The sequence below is a fragment of the Lonsdalea britannica genome (genome assembly GCF_946477055.1).
Lineage (GTDB): Bacteria > Pseudomonadota > Gammaproteobacteria > Enterobacterales > Enterobacteriaceae > Lonsdalea > Lonsdalea britannica_A.
On sequence record NZ_CAMKXG010000066.1, the window covers coordinates 1 to 14,493 of the forward strand.

The 14,493-nt window shown below is 50.2% G+C and carries 15 protein-coding genes; 10 read left to right on the forward strand and 5 right to left on the reverse strand.

What is annotated here, in order from left to right:
- The 5 genes from Q7O77_RS06690 to Q7O77_RS06710 form a co-directional block, all read left to right on the forward strand.
- A partial coding sequence (locus Q7O77_RS06690; RefSeq protein WP_304164730.1) for an amidohydrolase family protein occupies positions 1-390 on the forward strand: 390 nt, incomplete at its 5' end.
- A 109-nt stretch (positions 391-499) separates the two neighbouring features.
- Positions 500-751: a DNA damage-inducible protein I gene (gene dinI, locus Q7O77_RS06695; RefSeq protein ID WP_304164733.1), complete on the forward strand. Its 252-nt coding sequence runs from the start codon at positions 500-502 to the stop codon at positions 749-751.
- Between the two features lie 437 nt (positions 752-1,188).
- Positions 1,189-1,443: a biofilm formation regulator BssS gene (bssS, locus tag Q7O77_RS06700; RefSeq protein ID WP_026740390.1), complete on the forward strand. Its 255-nt coding sequence runs from the start codon at positions 1,189-1,191 to the stop codon at positions 1,441-1,443.
- Positions 1,444-1,805: 362 nt separating this feature from the next.
- Complete coding sequence (locus Q7O77_RS06705; RefSeq protein WP_304164737.1) at positions 1,806-2,360, forward strand: cytochrome b; 555 nt, start codon at positions 1,806-1,808, stop codon at positions 2,358-2,360.
- Positions 2,361-2,386: 26 nt separating this feature from the next.
- The gene (locus tag Q7O77_RS06710) at positions 2,387-2,965 is read left to right on the forward strand and encodes a YceI family protein (protein ID WP_304164739.1); all 579 of its coding nucleotides are present in this window, start codon (positions 2,387-2,389) and stop codon (positions 2,963-2,965) included.
- Positions 2,966-3,017: 52 nt separating this feature from the next.
- Here the strand turns inward: Q7O77_RS06710 and Q7O77_RS06715 are convergent, their stop codons facing one another.
- The gene (locus Q7O77_RS06715) at positions 3,018-4,076 is read right to left on the reverse strand and encodes a rhodanese-related sulfurtransferase (protein WP_304164741.1); all 1,059 of its coding nucleotides are present in this window, start codon (positions 4,074-4,076) and stop codon (positions 3,018-3,020) included.
- A 407-nt stretch (positions 4,077-4,483) separates the two neighbouring features.
- On the opposite strand from Q7O77_RS06715, the gene Q7O77_RS06720 reads away from it, so the two are divergent.
- Positions 4,484-5,404 (forward strand): Kdo(2)-lipid IV(A) acyltransferase, encoded by a 921-nt coding sequence (locus tag Q7O77_RS06720; RefSeq protein WP_304164743.1) that lies wholly within the window; start codon positions 4,484-4,486, stop codon positions 5,402-5,404.
- Between the two features lie 472 nt (positions 5,405-5,876).
- Here Q7O77_RS06720 and mdoH read toward each other — a convergent pair whose 3' ends face one another.
- Complete coding sequence (gene mdoH / locus Q7O77_RS06730) at positions 5,877-8,432, reverse strand: glucans biosynthesis glucosyltransferase MdoH (protein ID WP_304164745.1); 2,556 nt, start codon at positions 8,430-8,432, stop codon at positions 5,877-5,879.
- Positions 8,425-9,927 (reverse strand): glucan biosynthesis protein G, encoded by a 1,503-nt coding sequence (locus tag Q7O77_RS06735; protein WP_304164758.1) that lies wholly within the window; start codon positions 9,925-9,927, stop codon positions 8,425-8,427. The genes mdoH and Q7O77_RS06735 overlap by 8 nt, the downstream gene beginning before the upstream one ends.
- A gap of 592 nt (positions 9,928-10,519) precedes the next feature.
- Here Q7O77_RS06735 and Q7O77_RS16980 point away from each other — a divergent pair.
- Positions 10,520-10,954 (forward strand): DUF2946 domain-containing protein, encoded by a 435-nt coding sequence (locus Q7O77_RS16980; protein ID WP_369696211.1) that lies wholly within the window; start codon positions 10,520-10,522, stop codon positions 10,952-10,954.
- Positions 10,955-11,000: 46 nt separating this feature from the next.
- Positions 11,001-12,482 (forward strand): PepSY domain-containing protein, encoded by a 1,482-nt coding sequence (locus Q7O77_RS06740; RefSeq protein ID WP_304164748.1) that lies wholly within the window; start codon positions 11,001-11,003, stop codon positions 12,480-12,482.
- A gap of 68 nt (positions 12,483-12,550) precedes the next feature.
- Here Q7O77_RS06740 and Q7O77_RS06745 read toward each other — a convergent pair whose 3' ends face one another.
- Together Q7O77_RS06745 and Q7O77_RS06750 are read right to left on the reverse strand one after the other, a co-directional pair.
- The gene (locus tag Q7O77_RS06745) at positions 12,551-12,835 is read right to left on the reverse strand and encodes a hypothetical protein (protein WP_304164750.1); all 285 of its coding nucleotides are present in this window, start codon (positions 12,833-12,835) and stop codon (positions 12,551-12,553) included.
- 209 nt (positions 12,836-13,044) lie between these two features.
- On the reverse strand, positions 13,045-13,320 hold the full coding sequence (locus Q7O77_RS06750; protein WP_304164752.1) for a hypothetical protein: 276 nt from the start codon (positions 13,318-13,320) through the stop codon (positions 13,045-13,047).
- Positions 13,321-13,735: 415 nt separating this feature from the next.
- Between Q7O77_RS06750 and Q7O77_RS06755 the strand changes: the two genes are divergently transcribed.
- Positions 13,736-13,921, forward strand: a complete 186-nt coding sequence (locus Q7O77_RS06755) for a GhoT/OrtT family toxin (RefSeq protein WP_304164761.1) — start codon at positions 13,736-13,738, stop codon at positions 13,919-13,921.
- A 102-nt stretch (positions 13,922-14,023) separates the two neighbouring features.
- On the forward strand, positions 14,024-14,493 hold a 470-nt coding region (locus Q7O77_RS06760; RefSeq protein ID WP_304164755.1), incomplete at its 3' end, for a DUF523 domain-containing protein.

Below are 14,493 nucleotides of genomic sequence, written 5' to 3' on the forward strand. Positions count from 1 at the left end.
CACCTGTACTGCCTGCCTATTCTTAAAAGAAATGTGCATCAGCAGGCCCTGCGTGACGTCATCGCCAGCGGTTCAAAAAAATTCTTTTTGGGAACAGACTCTGCCCCTCACCTGCAGCATCGCAAGGAGTCCTCGTGCGGCTGCGCAGGCGTGTTCAACGCACAGGCGGCACTCAGTGCTTATGCCACCGTCTTTGAGGAAATGGGAGCACTGGAACACCTTGAAGCGTTCTGCTCCCTCAACGGCCCACGTTTCTATGGCCTGCCCGTCAATGATGACTTCGTTGAACTGCATCGGGAGCCGACCACCTTCCCAGAGTACATTGATGCCAGAGGACAAAAACTCATTCCCTTTATGGCAGGACAGCAGCTCAACTGGTCTGTCAGGTAAACCACGCCCCTGCCGGAAGGCAGGGAAAACTCGTCTTTCTTCGACTTTATGCCTCTTGCGTTTTATCAGGGACAACTGTATAAACAAACAGTCCCGTATGGAGGTCATTATGCGTGTTGAAGTCACTGTAGCAAAAACCGTTAAGTTGCCCGCCGGCGCCATTGACGCCCTGACCAAAGAATTGAGTCACCGCATTCAAACACATTATCCGGACACCTCTGTTTTGGTGCGTTATGCCGGGTCGAATAATCTCAGTGTTTTCGGTGGCAATAAGGATGACAAAGAGAAAATCACCGAGATTTTGCAAGAGACTTGGGAAAGCGCTGACGATTGGTTTCTTTCAGAAGTCGACACAGAGTAAAGGTCGTCAGTTCTCATTTTTTAGTCCTTTGCCTGTTATTCTTGCTTCGTTTTTTCACTGCAACCTTCTCTTTTTGTCATGAATGCACTCGGTTCTCTGGATAGAAAATTCGAGTGCTATTGAATTAGATCGGCAATATTCTCAATAGCGTCTTATCAAAAGAATAAAAATTGCTTATTTCTGAGCAAATAGGCTCAAAAGAATTTGAATTCTAAGTCTATTCTAAGCCAGCGAAGGTTGATTTATTTTTGGCCTGACCACACTCCCGCGATCAACTGGTCAAATAAAGAACAAAAAAACGACCTGCTTTGCGATTGTTTACAATAAAATTCCATAAATGCAGTCAGGAGCGATATACTGATTAAGTCATTGTAGATAGGAGTCACCTAGAACCTCGTTTAGTCACTCATGCCAGTAACTAGTCATAAGGGGTAATCATGGATATAAAAAGTGAAGTTATTCAAACACATCCACTTGTGGGTTGGGATATCAGCACCGTTGACAGCTACGATGCAATGATGATCCGCTTACACTACCTCTCTACCGCGGACCAGGCTCCCGATGAAGCTCAGGTTGATCGTACTTTGTGGTTAACCACCGATGTGGCAAAGCAACTCATTAACATTCTTGAAGCAGGCATTGCCAAAATCGAATCAAATGAATTTGAGCCCATTGATTATCTAAAGCATTAAATTTTCTTTTTATGTAGTGCGTTATTATCACCATAGACACCGCCTCCTATGGCGGTGTCGTCTTTTATATCAATATAAAATCGCGCCATCATTTCAATAATTCACATCTCTAATTATTTTTATTCCCGATAAGTTGCTCACAGTTTAAAAATTGAGGCATTTTTATTTTTCGCATCGAGGTCGATGACGACTATTATTTAAGCAATCCACACGATGAACTGAATGAGATGGGGATGGCTTATTCAAAATGATTGATAAATAAAATCATCATGTTAAAAGCAATAATTTTGTATTGCTTTTATTTTTACCTGTGTTTAATTTCCTCCTGACTTAATAGCAACTTCACGATAAGGAATGTGGTCATGCTTTGGCGCAATACGTCATCTCAATATGGTCATATCAGCGTGCTGCTTCACTGGCTCGTGGCACTGGCCGTCTACGGCATGTTTGCGCTAGGCCTGTGGATGGTCTCGCTGGGCTATTACGATACCTGGTACCACAAGGCGCCTGAGATACATAAAAGTATTGGTATACTGCTTTTTCTTGTCGTGCTGTTCAGGGTGATATGGCGCAAAATCAGCCCCGCACCTTCGCCGCTGGCCAGTTATTCACGGCTAACCCGAATAAGCGCCATGCTCGCGCATATCCTGCTTTATCTTCTGCTGTTCAGCCTTCTCATCAGCGGCTATCTCATTTCCACCGCAGAAGGCCAGCCTATTTCAGTCTTTGGCTGGTTTTACGTTCCTGCCACGCTTAGCGGAATCAGGGATCAGGCTGATATCGCCGGAGACATCCATTTTTATCTTGCGTGGGGTATCGTCATTTTGTCGGTTCTGCATGCATTAGCAGCACTAAAGCATCACTTCATTGATCGTGACGGCACGTTAAAGCGGATGTTGGGACGCAGCGTCCATTAAACCTCGGGATTGTTAGGAGAAAACCAATGTTAAAGAAAACGCTATTGGGTTTGTTACTGGCTTCATCAGTTTCCTACGCGGGCTCCGCCCTTGCTGCGGATTATAAAATTGATAAAGAAGGCCAGCATGCCTTCATACAATTTCGAATCAAACACTTGGGCTACAGCTGGCTGTATGGCACGTTCAAGGATTTCGATGGAACCTTTACTTTTGACGAAGCGAATCCCTCTGCAGATAAAGTGAATGTGACGATCAAAACCGACAGCGTAGACACCAATCATGCTGAGCGTGATAAACATATCCGTAGTGGCGATTTCCTGAACGTGGCGAAAGCGCCTTTAGCGACCTTTACTTCCACCGAAGTGAAGAAGCAGGGTGAAGATTTGGATATCACCGGCAATCTGACATTAAACGGCGTCACCAAACCGGTCACGCTGGATGCCAAGCTGCTGGGACAAGGGGACGATCCCTGGGGCAACTACCGCGCAGGCTTCGAAGCCACAGGTAAGATCAAGCTCAAAGACTTCAACATCACGACGGACTTGGGGCCCTCTTCACAAGACGTTGAGCTCATTATTTCACTTGAGGGTGTGCGTCAGAAATAATTCAGCCAAAAGAGAGCCCCTAACGGGGGGCTCTTTCTTTTTCTGAACGTTGCTACGCTTTCTCACCCTTCGTGGGCGTCGGCAGAACCGTATGCAGCAATCCGCGGGATTTATTGAAGATCTTCATTCCGGTTTCCCTTTCACGCCTCAGCTTGCGCTGTTCATCCAGCGGCAGCGTGATTTCCTCCTGACAAGCAGGCCCACAGCAACCCTCATATTTTTCCGCACACTGCGGACACTGTATAAAGAGCAGATGACACCCTTCATTACGGCAGTTGGTGTGCGTATCGCATGTGGCGCCACACTGATGGCAATGAGCAATCACCTCTTCGGAGACCCGCTCGCCCATACGCTCATCAAAGACGAAGTTTTTACCTATGAACTTGAGGGGAAGTCCCTGAGCCTTCGCCTGACGCACATACTCAATGATCCCGCCTTCGACATGGAACACGTTTTTATACCCATGATGCAGCATGTACGCGCTGGCTTTTTCACAACGAATACCACCTGTGCAATACATGACGATGTTCTTTTCACGATCGTCAGCCAACATTTCCGCGGCCATAGGCAGCTGCTCACGAAAGGTATCAGACGGCACTTCCAGCGCATTTTCGAAGTGGCCCACTTCATATTCATAATGGTTGCGCATGTCGACAAACACCGTCGAAGGATCTTCCGCCATCCGGTTGACCTCTTCGGCTTTCAGATAATGACCCACCTGTGACGGGTCAAACGTAGGATCATCAATCCCATCGGCCACAATCCGCTCGCGCACCTTCATCCTTAATACCCAAAATGATTTACCGTCATCTTCCAGCGCAATATTCAGCCTGATGTTGTTCAGTGCAGGATGCGACTGATACAAACGCGTTTTAAACGCGTCGAACAGGCTTTGGGGAACGCTAATCTGCGCATTGATCCCCTCTTTGGCAATGTAGACACGACCAAACACGTTCATTTCAGTCAACGCCATGTAGAGTGCGTCGCGAAATGCCTGGGGTTCATCCAACTGGAAGTATTTATAGAAGGAGACCGTGGTGCGAGGCTCGGTTTCAGCAAGCATGCGCGCCTTCAGTTCCTCATTGGAAACACGGTTATGTAACACTGGCATGGTGTACGATCCTGTTTTACGTGAGGTTAACGACATTAATTCTGTGTTAGCATTTTGTTGCTAGCACAATAGCGCGGCATGATACACCAGCGTTTAGCCTCTGTCAGTCGGAGAGAACCCCCTAAGAAATATCAATGCGAGCTACACAAGGAGATTTGATGACTAGTTTCAACGTGAGGGTTTCGTCATAATACTGCCCTCTTGTGATTGGTGACCGTACCACCAAAGGTCAAAAACCATCGCGAACCGATGCTATGATAGGCGTCTGACTAAATCCGTATAAAAATCAGCTTATAGCACATTTCAAATGCGCCATTAAACGCCATATTCAACTACTCTTCGGAGTGGTGTTCTGAAAATTCCATTAACACAAGGCGTGATTTACCGCCGTTTTCGATATAAAGGCCATGACGACAATCCCCTCATTCAACCGTTCGCTGTTGCATCCGCGCTATTGGCTTACCTGGCTGGGCATAGGCATCCTTTATCTGGTCGTCCTGCTTCCTTATCCGATCATTTACCGCTTAGGGACTCATCTTGGCCGGCTATCAATGCCCATATTGAAGCATCGTGTCCAGATTGCTCGACGCAACCTGGAATTGTGTTTTCCCGACATGTCCGCCGAGAAGCGGGAAGCGCTGGTACGTAGCAACTTCGAATCAGTCGGCATGGGCGTCATGGAAACCGGTATGGCGTGGTTCTGGCCAGACTGGCGCATCGCACGTTGGTTTAAGGTCTCCGGCCTGGAGAATATGCAGCCCCTGCGCGAACAGAATCGAGGGATATTGCTGATCGGGATTCATTTTCTCACGTTGGAACTCGGGGCTCGCATTTTTGGCATGCAAAACGCCGGGATCGGCGTGTATCGTCCGAATGACAATAAACTGATTGACTGGCTGCAGACTTGGGGCCGCATGCGGTCAAACAAGTCCATGCTGGACCGCAAGGATTTAAAAGGCATGATCCGCTCCCTTAAACAGGGAGAAATATTATGGTATGCCCCTGACCACGACTATGGCCCGCGCAGCAGTGTGTTCGTCCCGTTGTTTGCGGTCGAAAAAGCCGCGACTACGGCTGGCAGCTATATGCTGGCCCGGAGCGCAAAACCAGCGGTCGTTCCCTTTGTCCCCCGCAGACTGCCTAACGGCAAAGGTTATGAGCTCATCATTCAGCCCGCAGAACTAGACATACCGGTAGAGAATGAAATCGCTACGGCCACCTGGATGAACCATATCATTGAGCAAAATATCATGCTGGCTTGCGATCAGTATATGTGGCTGCACCGCCGATTTAAGACGCGTCCCCAGGGTGAATCCTCTCTGTATTAGCCCTTTCTCCTACTGCTGTGGATGGATGCCCATCCGCAGCTGATAAATGGATGACAGAAGAACCCCGAATCCTTTCTTACCCTGCTCGACGCGAACAAAACCGTAAGTGTCAAAATCCGTCTTCATAGAAGGCGGCTTTGACTCAGCCCCCTAAAAAGGGGCTTAAACACGATTCTTCCATCCCCCCAGTCGCATCTGTCTTTCCACTTTCTCTTTCGCTACTTTGTCCTGAAACCTGACATATCTGCGAATGATCTCTTCGTTCTCTCCTACCGAGTCCACGAAATACCCTCTTTGCCAAAACTGGTTTCAAACTGGGACAGTATTTAGCATGAGCATCCTACGGGCAAAGCCCCACAGGAACGATCACCACCTCCATAGGCGGTGGTTTAAGAGTGACAAATAAAAAAAGCCCGATGATATTCATCGGGCTTTTTCGCTATACCGGTATTAACTACTCAACCGAGTCACATTACGACTTCACCGGCGGAGCGGAGAGGGTCTGATAATACTCAGCCCAGTCAGTGTAACGTTCAGGCTCCTGCCAGACATGGTAATGCAAGCGCGAGATCGTCACCGGGTCGCTGAGCAGCGCCAGACGTTGGTTATTTTCGACCTCTTGTGGTTTCAGGCTCAAGGCCTCCGCCACACGCTGTTCACGCACCGTTTCGATAGGCTGGCTGAAGCAATGTCTCGCCGTGGCCATCCCGCTGGCTAATGCGTTGATCGTCGGGTCAAAGACCGCATGCATAAATCCGTTGTTCAGCTTACGTTCACGGTTGAGGCGGAAATACTCATCCGTAGCCACCAGTTCACGCGGCGGATTGAACTCTTCCGGAATCAGCAGCAGCTTCGCACGTTTGCAGGCCAGACCCAGATTGGCGCGGCTGGAGTACACCGACACCCAAGGTGACAGAATCAACGAGAAGACAATCGGCGCCAACCACCATAAGAAGCGAAGATCCAGCCAGGCCATTCCCAGCGCCCAGACTAGCCCAAGCACCAACTGCGAGCCGTGGCGGGTGAATGCTTCGCCCCACGAGGTTGCATCATCATCACGCTGCGGAGAATTCCACTGTACCGACCAGCCCAGGAAAGCGCTAACAACGAATACCGTATGAAACAGCATTCTCACCGGCGCCAACAAGACGGAGAACAGCATTTCCAACAGCAGTGAAATGAACACCCGGATGACACCGCCGTACGGCTTCGCCCCTTTGGCACAGGCCAAAATCACGCTCAGCAATTTCGGTAAGAACAGCAGGACCAGCGTGGTGGAGAATAGCGCGATGGCAAGCTCAGGTCGCCACTGCGGCCATACCGGGAACAACTGCCGCGGCTGCAGGAAGTACTGAGGTTCCATTAAGGTATGCACAACCTGCAACGCGGTCGATAAGGCCAGGAACATAAACCATAGCGGCGCGGAGAGGTATGACATCACCCCGGTCAGGAACACTGCGCGATGCACGGGATGCATACCTTTGACCAGGAACAACCGGAAATTCATCAGGTTGCCGTGACACCAACGACGGTCACGCTTCAACTCATCCAACAGGTTCGGCGGCAGCTCTTCATAACTACCGGGCAGATCGTAAGCAATCCACACCCCCCATCCAGCTCTGCGCATCAGCGCGGCTTCGACGAAGTCATGAGACAGGATTGACCCGGCGAAAGAACCTTCTCCCGGCAGCGGCGCAAGCGCACAGTGCTCGATAAAGGGTTTGACGCGGATAATGGCGTTATGGCCCCAGTAATGGGACTCGCCCAACTGCCAGAAATGTAGCCCTGCCGTAAACAGCGGTCCGTAGACGCGTGTCGCGAACTGCTGGCAGCGCGCATACAACGTGTCCATACCCGATGCTCGCGGCGATGACTGGATGATCCCGGCATTCGGATTCGCTTCCATCAGTCTGACCAGATTGGTCAGGCAATCTCCGCTCATCACGCTGTCGGCGTCCAGTACCACCATGTAGCTATACTGACTCCCCCAACGACGGCAGAAATCATCGATGTTGCCGCTTTTCCGTTTTACACGACGGCGACGACGGCGATAGAAGATATGACCTTCGCCTCCGACTTCACGACACAAATCCATCCATGCTTTCTGCTCTGCGATGCAGATATCGGGATCGTTGCTGTCACTCAACACATACATGTCGAAGTGAGCTAACTGCCCCGTCGCTTCAACCGATTCATAAGTCGCCCGTAAACCGGCAAATACCCGTTCTACGTCTTCATTACAAATTGGCATAATCAACGCAGTGCGATGTTCCGGATTGAGGGGCTCATTGCCTACCGTACTGGACGAAATGCTGTATTTATCCTTACCGATCAGCAACTGCAGGAATCCCATGAGCGCAGTCCAGAAGCCCGCAGAGACCCAGCAGAACAGAATGGCGAATAAAATCAGGATGCCGCTTTGCAATACGTAAGGCAGCAGCTGCATAACGGTACGCAGCCAGTCCTGATGTGCCATCTCGAAGGGATCAATCAGCGCCCATCCCTGATACGGCAGGATGGTTTTCATATACCAGGTCGCGATTGTCGTTTGAAACAGCGTCAGAATCAGAAGGATGTAGCGACGGATCGTACCCACGGTACGCCACCGGCTCTCTTCTTTGTTTTCCTGCGCCGTTACACGGCGGTGACGAGGTGCGGTCGACTGCCCCAAGATACCATGCCACCAGCGCACAAGCGGGTTGGTTTGCCAGATATCAGGAAACATCACGGCGCGTTTGATCTTCGGCATCGCCTGAATCGCAGTGCGCCCTTCCCGATCTTTGATCAGCTGTTTTTCCTGGGACGGATTGTCTCCCCAGCCCATATCCAGGCGACGCTTCACGGAGATTAACGGCAAATCATCTTCGGTTCGAAGATTCACCGAATCGCCATCGGCTAAAGCCTGATGCACTTCCGATGGGTTTGAGGGAGTCGTTGAATGCGGGAGGGATTCACGCAACGTCTCTGCCTGCTCGGCAGGCAGAGACAATTTCTCGACATAGTCGAGAGAGGAAGTTGACTTATTCATTGGCAGGCAACTGATAGCTCCATGTTTCAGTCAAAGTAGTCTCGCCATTCACCAACGCTGCACGCATTTCTGTTGGCTTTTTACTGTCCTTCACGCGCAGACGGAGCGTCAAACGCCAGCCTTTGGTTACAGGGTTGTAACGTACGCTGTTTTCGACGATTTCACCGTTATCACCGATGCTCACCTGAGGCGCTACCGGCGTCGCGGGATCCATGTCTTTCATCTGCGTACCGACGAAATCCACCAGGAAAGCAATTGTCCCATCCGGCTGACGGATCAGGTTCGACTGCTTCACGTCCCCCGTAGAACGCATGGTCTGCTTAACATAGGCAATTTCAGGAGAATGCAATGTATCTTCATCCGTCGTGAAATGCAGGCGGTATTTCACATCCAGCGGCTTCCCTTTTTCCGGCAACGTATCCGGCGTCCAGAAAGAAACGATGTTGTCGTTGGTTTCATCCGCCGTGGGGATTTCTACCAGTTCTACCTTGCCTTTGCCCCAGTCGCCCTTCGGCTCAACCCAACCACTCGGACGCTGATCGTAACGATCGTCCAGGTCTTCATAGCTGGTGAAGTCGCGACCGCGCTGCAGCAGACCAAAACCTTTAGGGTTCTCGATAGTATAGGTGCTGACGGACAAATGTTTCGGATTGTTCAGCGGACGCCATATCCATTCGCCGTTGCCAGCATGGATAGAAAGGCCATTGGAGTCATGCAGGTTCGGACGATAATTCAGCGTCGGCGACGGCTGGTTCGGTCCGAACAGGAACATACTGGTCAGCGGCGCAATACCCAGCTTGCCGACGTTATCACGCAGGTAAACTTTAGCCTGAACGTCTACGACGCTATCGCGGCCCGGGTAGACGGTAAAGCGGTAAGCGCCCGTCGAACGCGGCGAATCCAACAGCGCGTAAATAACCAGATGCTTGTCATTCGGTTTTGGACGCTCGATCCAGAATTCACGGAAACGTGGGAATTCTTCACCGGACGGCAGTGCCGTGTCGATAGCCAGTCCACGCGCCGACAGACCGTAGATCTGACCTTTGCCGATAACGCGGAAGTAGCTCGCGCCCAGCATGCTGACGATCTCGTCGTTTTTATCCGCCTGATTGATAGGGTACAGAATTTTAAAACCGGCGAACCCGAGGTTTTTCACCGCGTCAGGATCGTGGTTGACTGAACCAAAGTTAAAGTAGTCAGGCGAATATTTGATTTCTTTTACCGAGGTAGCGGTAACTTCATTGATTTTGACAGGGATATCGAAGTACATCCCCTGATGATAGAACTGCAGCTTGAACGGGGTAGGCGTTGCGTTCCAGTATGATTTATCCTGATTGAAACGAATCTGCTGATAGTCGGCGAACTTCATGTCGCGGAATTGATCGGGCAGATTACTTTTCGGTGCTTCAAACCCCTTTGCTGCCAGTTTTTCCGCCTGTTGCGCGACATCGTCAATAGAAAATGCCCATGCAGGCAAAGACGTCAAAGACAGCATTACAGCGGCTGAGAGCAAGCGAAGATTGTTGACTCGCTGTTTAACCTTAAATTTATTAACCAGCACATCTCCCCCTGTATGTGTGCTTCAATCAACTAAAATCCATATTAATGGATAAGTTAGCTATCCGACAACTTCATAAAGATTTGGTTCATTATGATAGGTCAGCGTTTAAACAACGGCTATCTCTATTCGTCATTTAATCCCGATTTAAACGGGCATCGGTGATTCACATTTCCCTTTTTCAGACTTTGGGACAACGATTCTCACAGACCGCAGCCATCTCATTCCTTAAAGCGCTAAATGCGCATAATTCATTATCAAGCCGTCATTCCATGACAGGGCACTACCATAACGGAAATTGTAGGGATTTCGCCTAGGAATAGTCCGTTAGGCGTAAAAGCAGGGATTCTCCTCTTAGATTTGGTCTTGAGCAAGCGCAATCACAGCGGACAGAAGTGAAGTTTCTTTAATTGGAAACCCGTGCGCAATCAGGCCAGCATGACGCAGAAGAATATACATTTTTGTAACGTTTGTTCCCCTAAATACGCTACAGTCATGCCATCAAATTATGCTCTATGCTTAAGCGCACATGTCACTGTTTGAGTTAAGGCGAAAGCGCGGCCCCTATTGGCTGAGTATTTTCGCCGTCATCATGATTTTTATCTCTCCAGCGGTTTCTCAACTGCTGGCGCGGAGTCATGACGTCCAGACGCAAACAAGACATCATCACGCGCATTCGAACGCCTCGGCGTCAAGACATGAACACGCCTCTTCGCTTTCTCGTGATTGCCATGATGCGGCGCAGGCACAGAGCGCGTGCGGCTATTGCGTCCTATTTGGGCATCTTCCCGCGCTACCCGCCTCCGGCGGCGATCTAATACCGTGCATCTACTGGCGTGCCTTAAATTCATCGAAAAGAGACTTGCCTCAGCTCATTGCTGATTCGCACTATTTCTCCCCGCTGGCGCGCGCACCACCACCCTTTTTCAGATTCCACTCTCTTCTTACGCGCCCACAGGTTTGAAACATCGCGCCTGTGCGCCCTGTTTCATTATTTTTGCGGAGACGTTATGTCTGCTCCTAAAACCGGGGAAAAACGCCCAAGCGCCGAACAGAATCCTCTCCCAGGCTCTTCCGGGCTAAGGACGTTCTTCCTACGGATACACTTTTATATTGGCCTGTTCGTCGGCCCGTTTATTTTTATCGCCGCACTCACCGGCACCCTGTATGTATTAACGCCTCAGCTCGAAAATCGGCTCTATGCGCACGTGCTTTACACCGACATCGAAGGAACGCCACAACCGCTGTCATTGCAGGTTGCGGCGGCAATGCGCGTCCTGGCTAACGAAAAAAATACGACATTATCTGCAGTCAGACCCGCACCATCCCCGGGCGAGACAACTCGCGTCATGTTTTCGTCTCCTGATTTAGGGCCTTCGGAAAGTCGATCCGTCTTTATCGATCCTGTGTCATTGGCGGTCAAAGGCGATCTGACTGTTTACGGCACCAGCGGAATTTTGCCGTTCCGTCTCTGGCTGGATAACCTGCATCGCAGTCTGTTGCTGGGGAGCCTCGGCAGAAATTACAGCGAACTGGCCGCCTCGTGGCTGTGGATTGCGGCGTTAGGCGGCGCTTACCTGTGGTGGACGGGTCGTCAGTCGCCCATCAACGCGAAAAAAACCGATGCCGTACGCAGCGCGCGTCGCCGATTACGCCGACGCCATACGGTGACCGGACTGGCTTTACTCGCGGGCCTACTCTTTTTCTCTGCGACAGGACTAACCTGGTCGCGCTGGGCTGGTGACAACGTATCGCAGCTGCGTTACGCCCTAGGCTGGCAAACGCCAGCAGTCGCCACGCAACTTTCCGGAAGCACCGAGCCCTCTCCACACAACGAGCATGCCCACCATATGATGATGGACATGCCGGATAAAACACCGATCGACCCCGCCCGCTTTGATCGGGTGTTGGCATCCGCCCGCGCCGCAGGCATTGAGGCAAGAAAAATAGAGATTCGGCCGACATCAAAACCGCATCGCGCCTGGACGGTCACCGAGATGGAAAGAACCTGGCCCACCCGAGCAGATGCCGTAGCGGTCGACCCCGATTCAGGTCAGGTTGTCAGCAAGGTCGCCTTCAGCGACTTCCCGTTAGCGGCTAAATTGACCCGATGGGGCGTTGATATACATATGGGCGTGTTGTTTGGATGGCCTAATCAGCTATTACTTGCCGTTTTTGGCACAGGATTGTGCATGATGATTGTTTGGGGATATCGCCTGTGGTGGCTACGGCGTCCACGCGCTTCGGTTTCTAACAATCCCCTTCAGACAGTGACGGAGGCTTTTTTATCTTTATCGCTGGCATCGCGGGTTTTGGTGGTCATCGTCACTTTAGGGATCGGCATCTTCCTGCCAGCGATGGGAATCAGCGCAGTGATATTGATGTTGTTAGATATCCTTCGCTGGCTGCGATACCGCGCCTCTTTACCTACAAGAGAAAAGGACGCGAGCGGGACAAACACGAAGCAAGGGCGGGATAACGCACTATCCTGAAGACCCATCAGTAAAAATTCACACAGAAGCAGGTTGCTGGCTTGCTTCTGTGGTTGAGGTCCGCTCTATCACACGGCTCTCAACGTCTTTCCTTCAGCCAGGACAGATGCGTTTTTCCAATGTGCTTCACATTCCATACGCGCATTGGGGATATAGGAAGAGCGTAAAGGTAAACAGGTTTCTTCAATATCCCATGCCATAACCACATGGTGCTCCATGCGTAACGGTTTCAGCGCATAGATCATTGCAAAAAAGCCGCCACGGGAATCTGCTTTGTAGATTTCATATCGATGGCTCACTGCGCCAATGTCATCCCCAAACAGCAATGTTTCCTTTAAGGTACCAGTAGGCATACGCCCTCCCTGTTAAAAAATAAGACCTTTCATTGTGTGTCTATCGGCAGCTCCAGCGTGAATTTTAAAATTGTGTCGGTAAAATATTCGATAGCTCAAATATTGTGGGGGGCGAAAGTCCGGAATTAATAGTGGATGATCGGGGAATAGCTGGAATGGGGAAAGTGAATATATGCCTCCCTTGTCACCGGCAGGCATAAAGGTTGGTTTTATTTCTTTTTGACAGAACCTTTGTTTTTTTCCTTTATCAACTGCCGCAACTTTTTAAGCTCTTTAGCCGATAGCGGTTGTTCCAACAGTTCTTCAGTATGTTGATTATCAATGGCGTCTGCTTGCTGGGTGTCTGACAGCTCTGGCTCAAAGCTTCTCAGCAAACGAGCGCTGACTTCAGCACTAATCGAAACCCCGTTCGCGGAGGCCGCGGCTTTGATTCTTTCTTTGAGCTCATGAGTGATTTTTAACGACAGGCTTGATATCTCGTTCATTTTATTCCCTTTTAAACAGGATAAAAAACCAACCTATTTCAGCTGGCCGATTAAGTCCATATAGTCACCAAAAATTAATATTGCTGTCACAATTATTCAGCTGATATTTAGCCCACCAGCAATGTTTCAATTTTGGTTTGCCCTACCGGTATAAAGCATTTTCAGGCCCCTCGCCTTCTTTATTTACTCATTTTAATGCCCTGAACTTGCCCCTTTCATCACTTCCGGCGGCTCAAGCCTCTATCCATAAGTAAATCTTTTTTTTCTACGGACTCGTCAGAATTTCCCTCGATTTGCCACTATGATTAATCGGCCGGGTAAACGTTCCACGCTTCCCCATTGTGTTAAAGGATTGATCACAAATTGGCAACGTCTTAAACTACGCGCCGCCTGCGACTATAAGGAAGAGAACAACGTGGCTCATCATCATCTGTGGGAAATGATTAAAACTATTTATTTCACTGGTTTTTTTCTATCGCTGGTCTTCACCTTCTTCGTCAGCAAGGACCGCTCGATGCTGATACGCCTGCTCTGCGCGATTGTAATCGGCCTGACCTGGCCAATGAGTTTTCCCGTAGTCGTGATGTTCTCTTTCTTTTAATCATTTCCCTTTGCCCTATCAGCGTGTTTATTATTCCCGCACTATTAGTGCAACTCGCCTTTAATGGCGGCCTTGAACTCTCGAAAGTCAAAGATCCCACAGATGAATAAGATTTTGATAAGCGCCTGTTTAGCGGGATTTCCCGTTCGATATAACGGTTCAGATAAAAAAACGGTCCAGCACTATCTCGACCATTGGCAGCGGGAACAGCGTCTGATTGTCTTTTGTCCCGAACTGGCGGCGGGGTTTTCCACCCCGCGGCCCCCGGCGGAAATTATCCCCACTCAACGCCGGAATGAGGTCATCGCGTCAGGAGCTCGGGTGGTTGAAGAAACGGGAGGCGACGTCACGGAGCGATATATTTTGGGCGCCTGGCTGGCGCTGGAAATGGCGCAACGGCATCACTGTCGATTCGCACTGCTCACCGACGGTAGTCCTTCCTGCGGTAGCCAGACTATCTATAGCGGCCATTTCAACGGAAAAACCGTTGCGGGCAGTGGCGTCACTGCCGAACTGTTGAGATCGAAGGGAGTCGAGGTATTTTCGGACCGGGAGATCCTCAGCCTGATTGA

Coding starts and splice junctions, on each gene's coding strand:
- Q7O77_RS06710 (WP_304164739.1), top strand. CDS start 2,387: ATGTTAAAGAAAACGCTATTGGGTTTGTTACTGGCTTCATCAGTTTCC.
- Q7O77_RS06740 (WP_304164748.1), top strand. CDS start 11,001: ATGTCTGCTCCTAAAACCGGGGAAAAACGCCCAAGCGCCGAACAGAAT.
- bssS (WP_026740390.1), top strand. CDS start 1,189: ATGGATATAAAAAGTGAAGTTATTCAAACACATCCACTTGTGGGTTGG.
- Q7O77_RS06750 (WP_304164752.1), bottom strand. CDS start 13,320: ATGAACGAGATATCAAGCCTGTCGTTAAAAATCACTCATGAGCTCAAA.
- dinI (WP_304164733.1), top strand. CDS start 500: ATGCGTGTTGAAGTCACTGTAGCAAAAACCGTTAAGTTGCCCGCCGGC.
- mdoH (WP_304164745.1), bottom strand. CDS start 8,432: ATGAATAAGTCAACTTCCTCTCTCGACTATGTCGAGAAATTGTCTCTG.
- Q7O77_RS16980 (WP_369696211.1), top strand. CDS start 10,520: ATGTCACTGTTTGAGTTAAGGCGAAAGCGCGGCCCCTATTGGCTGAGT.
- Q7O77_RS06735 (WP_304164758.1), bottom strand. CDS start 9,927: ATGCTGTCTTTGACGTCTTTGCCTGCATGGGCATTTTCTATTGACGAT.
- Q7O77_RS06745 (WP_304164750.1), bottom strand. CDS start 12,835: ATGCCTACTGGTACCTTAAAGGAAACATTGCTGTTTGGGGATGACATT.
- Q7O77_RS06720 (WP_304164743.1), top strand. CDS start 4,484: ATGACGACAATCCCCTCATTCAACCGTTCGCTGTTGCATCCGCGCTAT.
- Q7O77_RS06705 (WP_304164737.1), top strand. CDS start 1,806: ATGCTTTGGCGCAATACGTCATCTCAATATGGTCATATCAGCGTGCTG.
- Q7O77_RS06715 (WP_304164741.1), bottom strand. CDS start 4,076: ATGCCAGTGTTACATAACCGTGTTTCCAATGAGGAACTGAAGGCGCGC.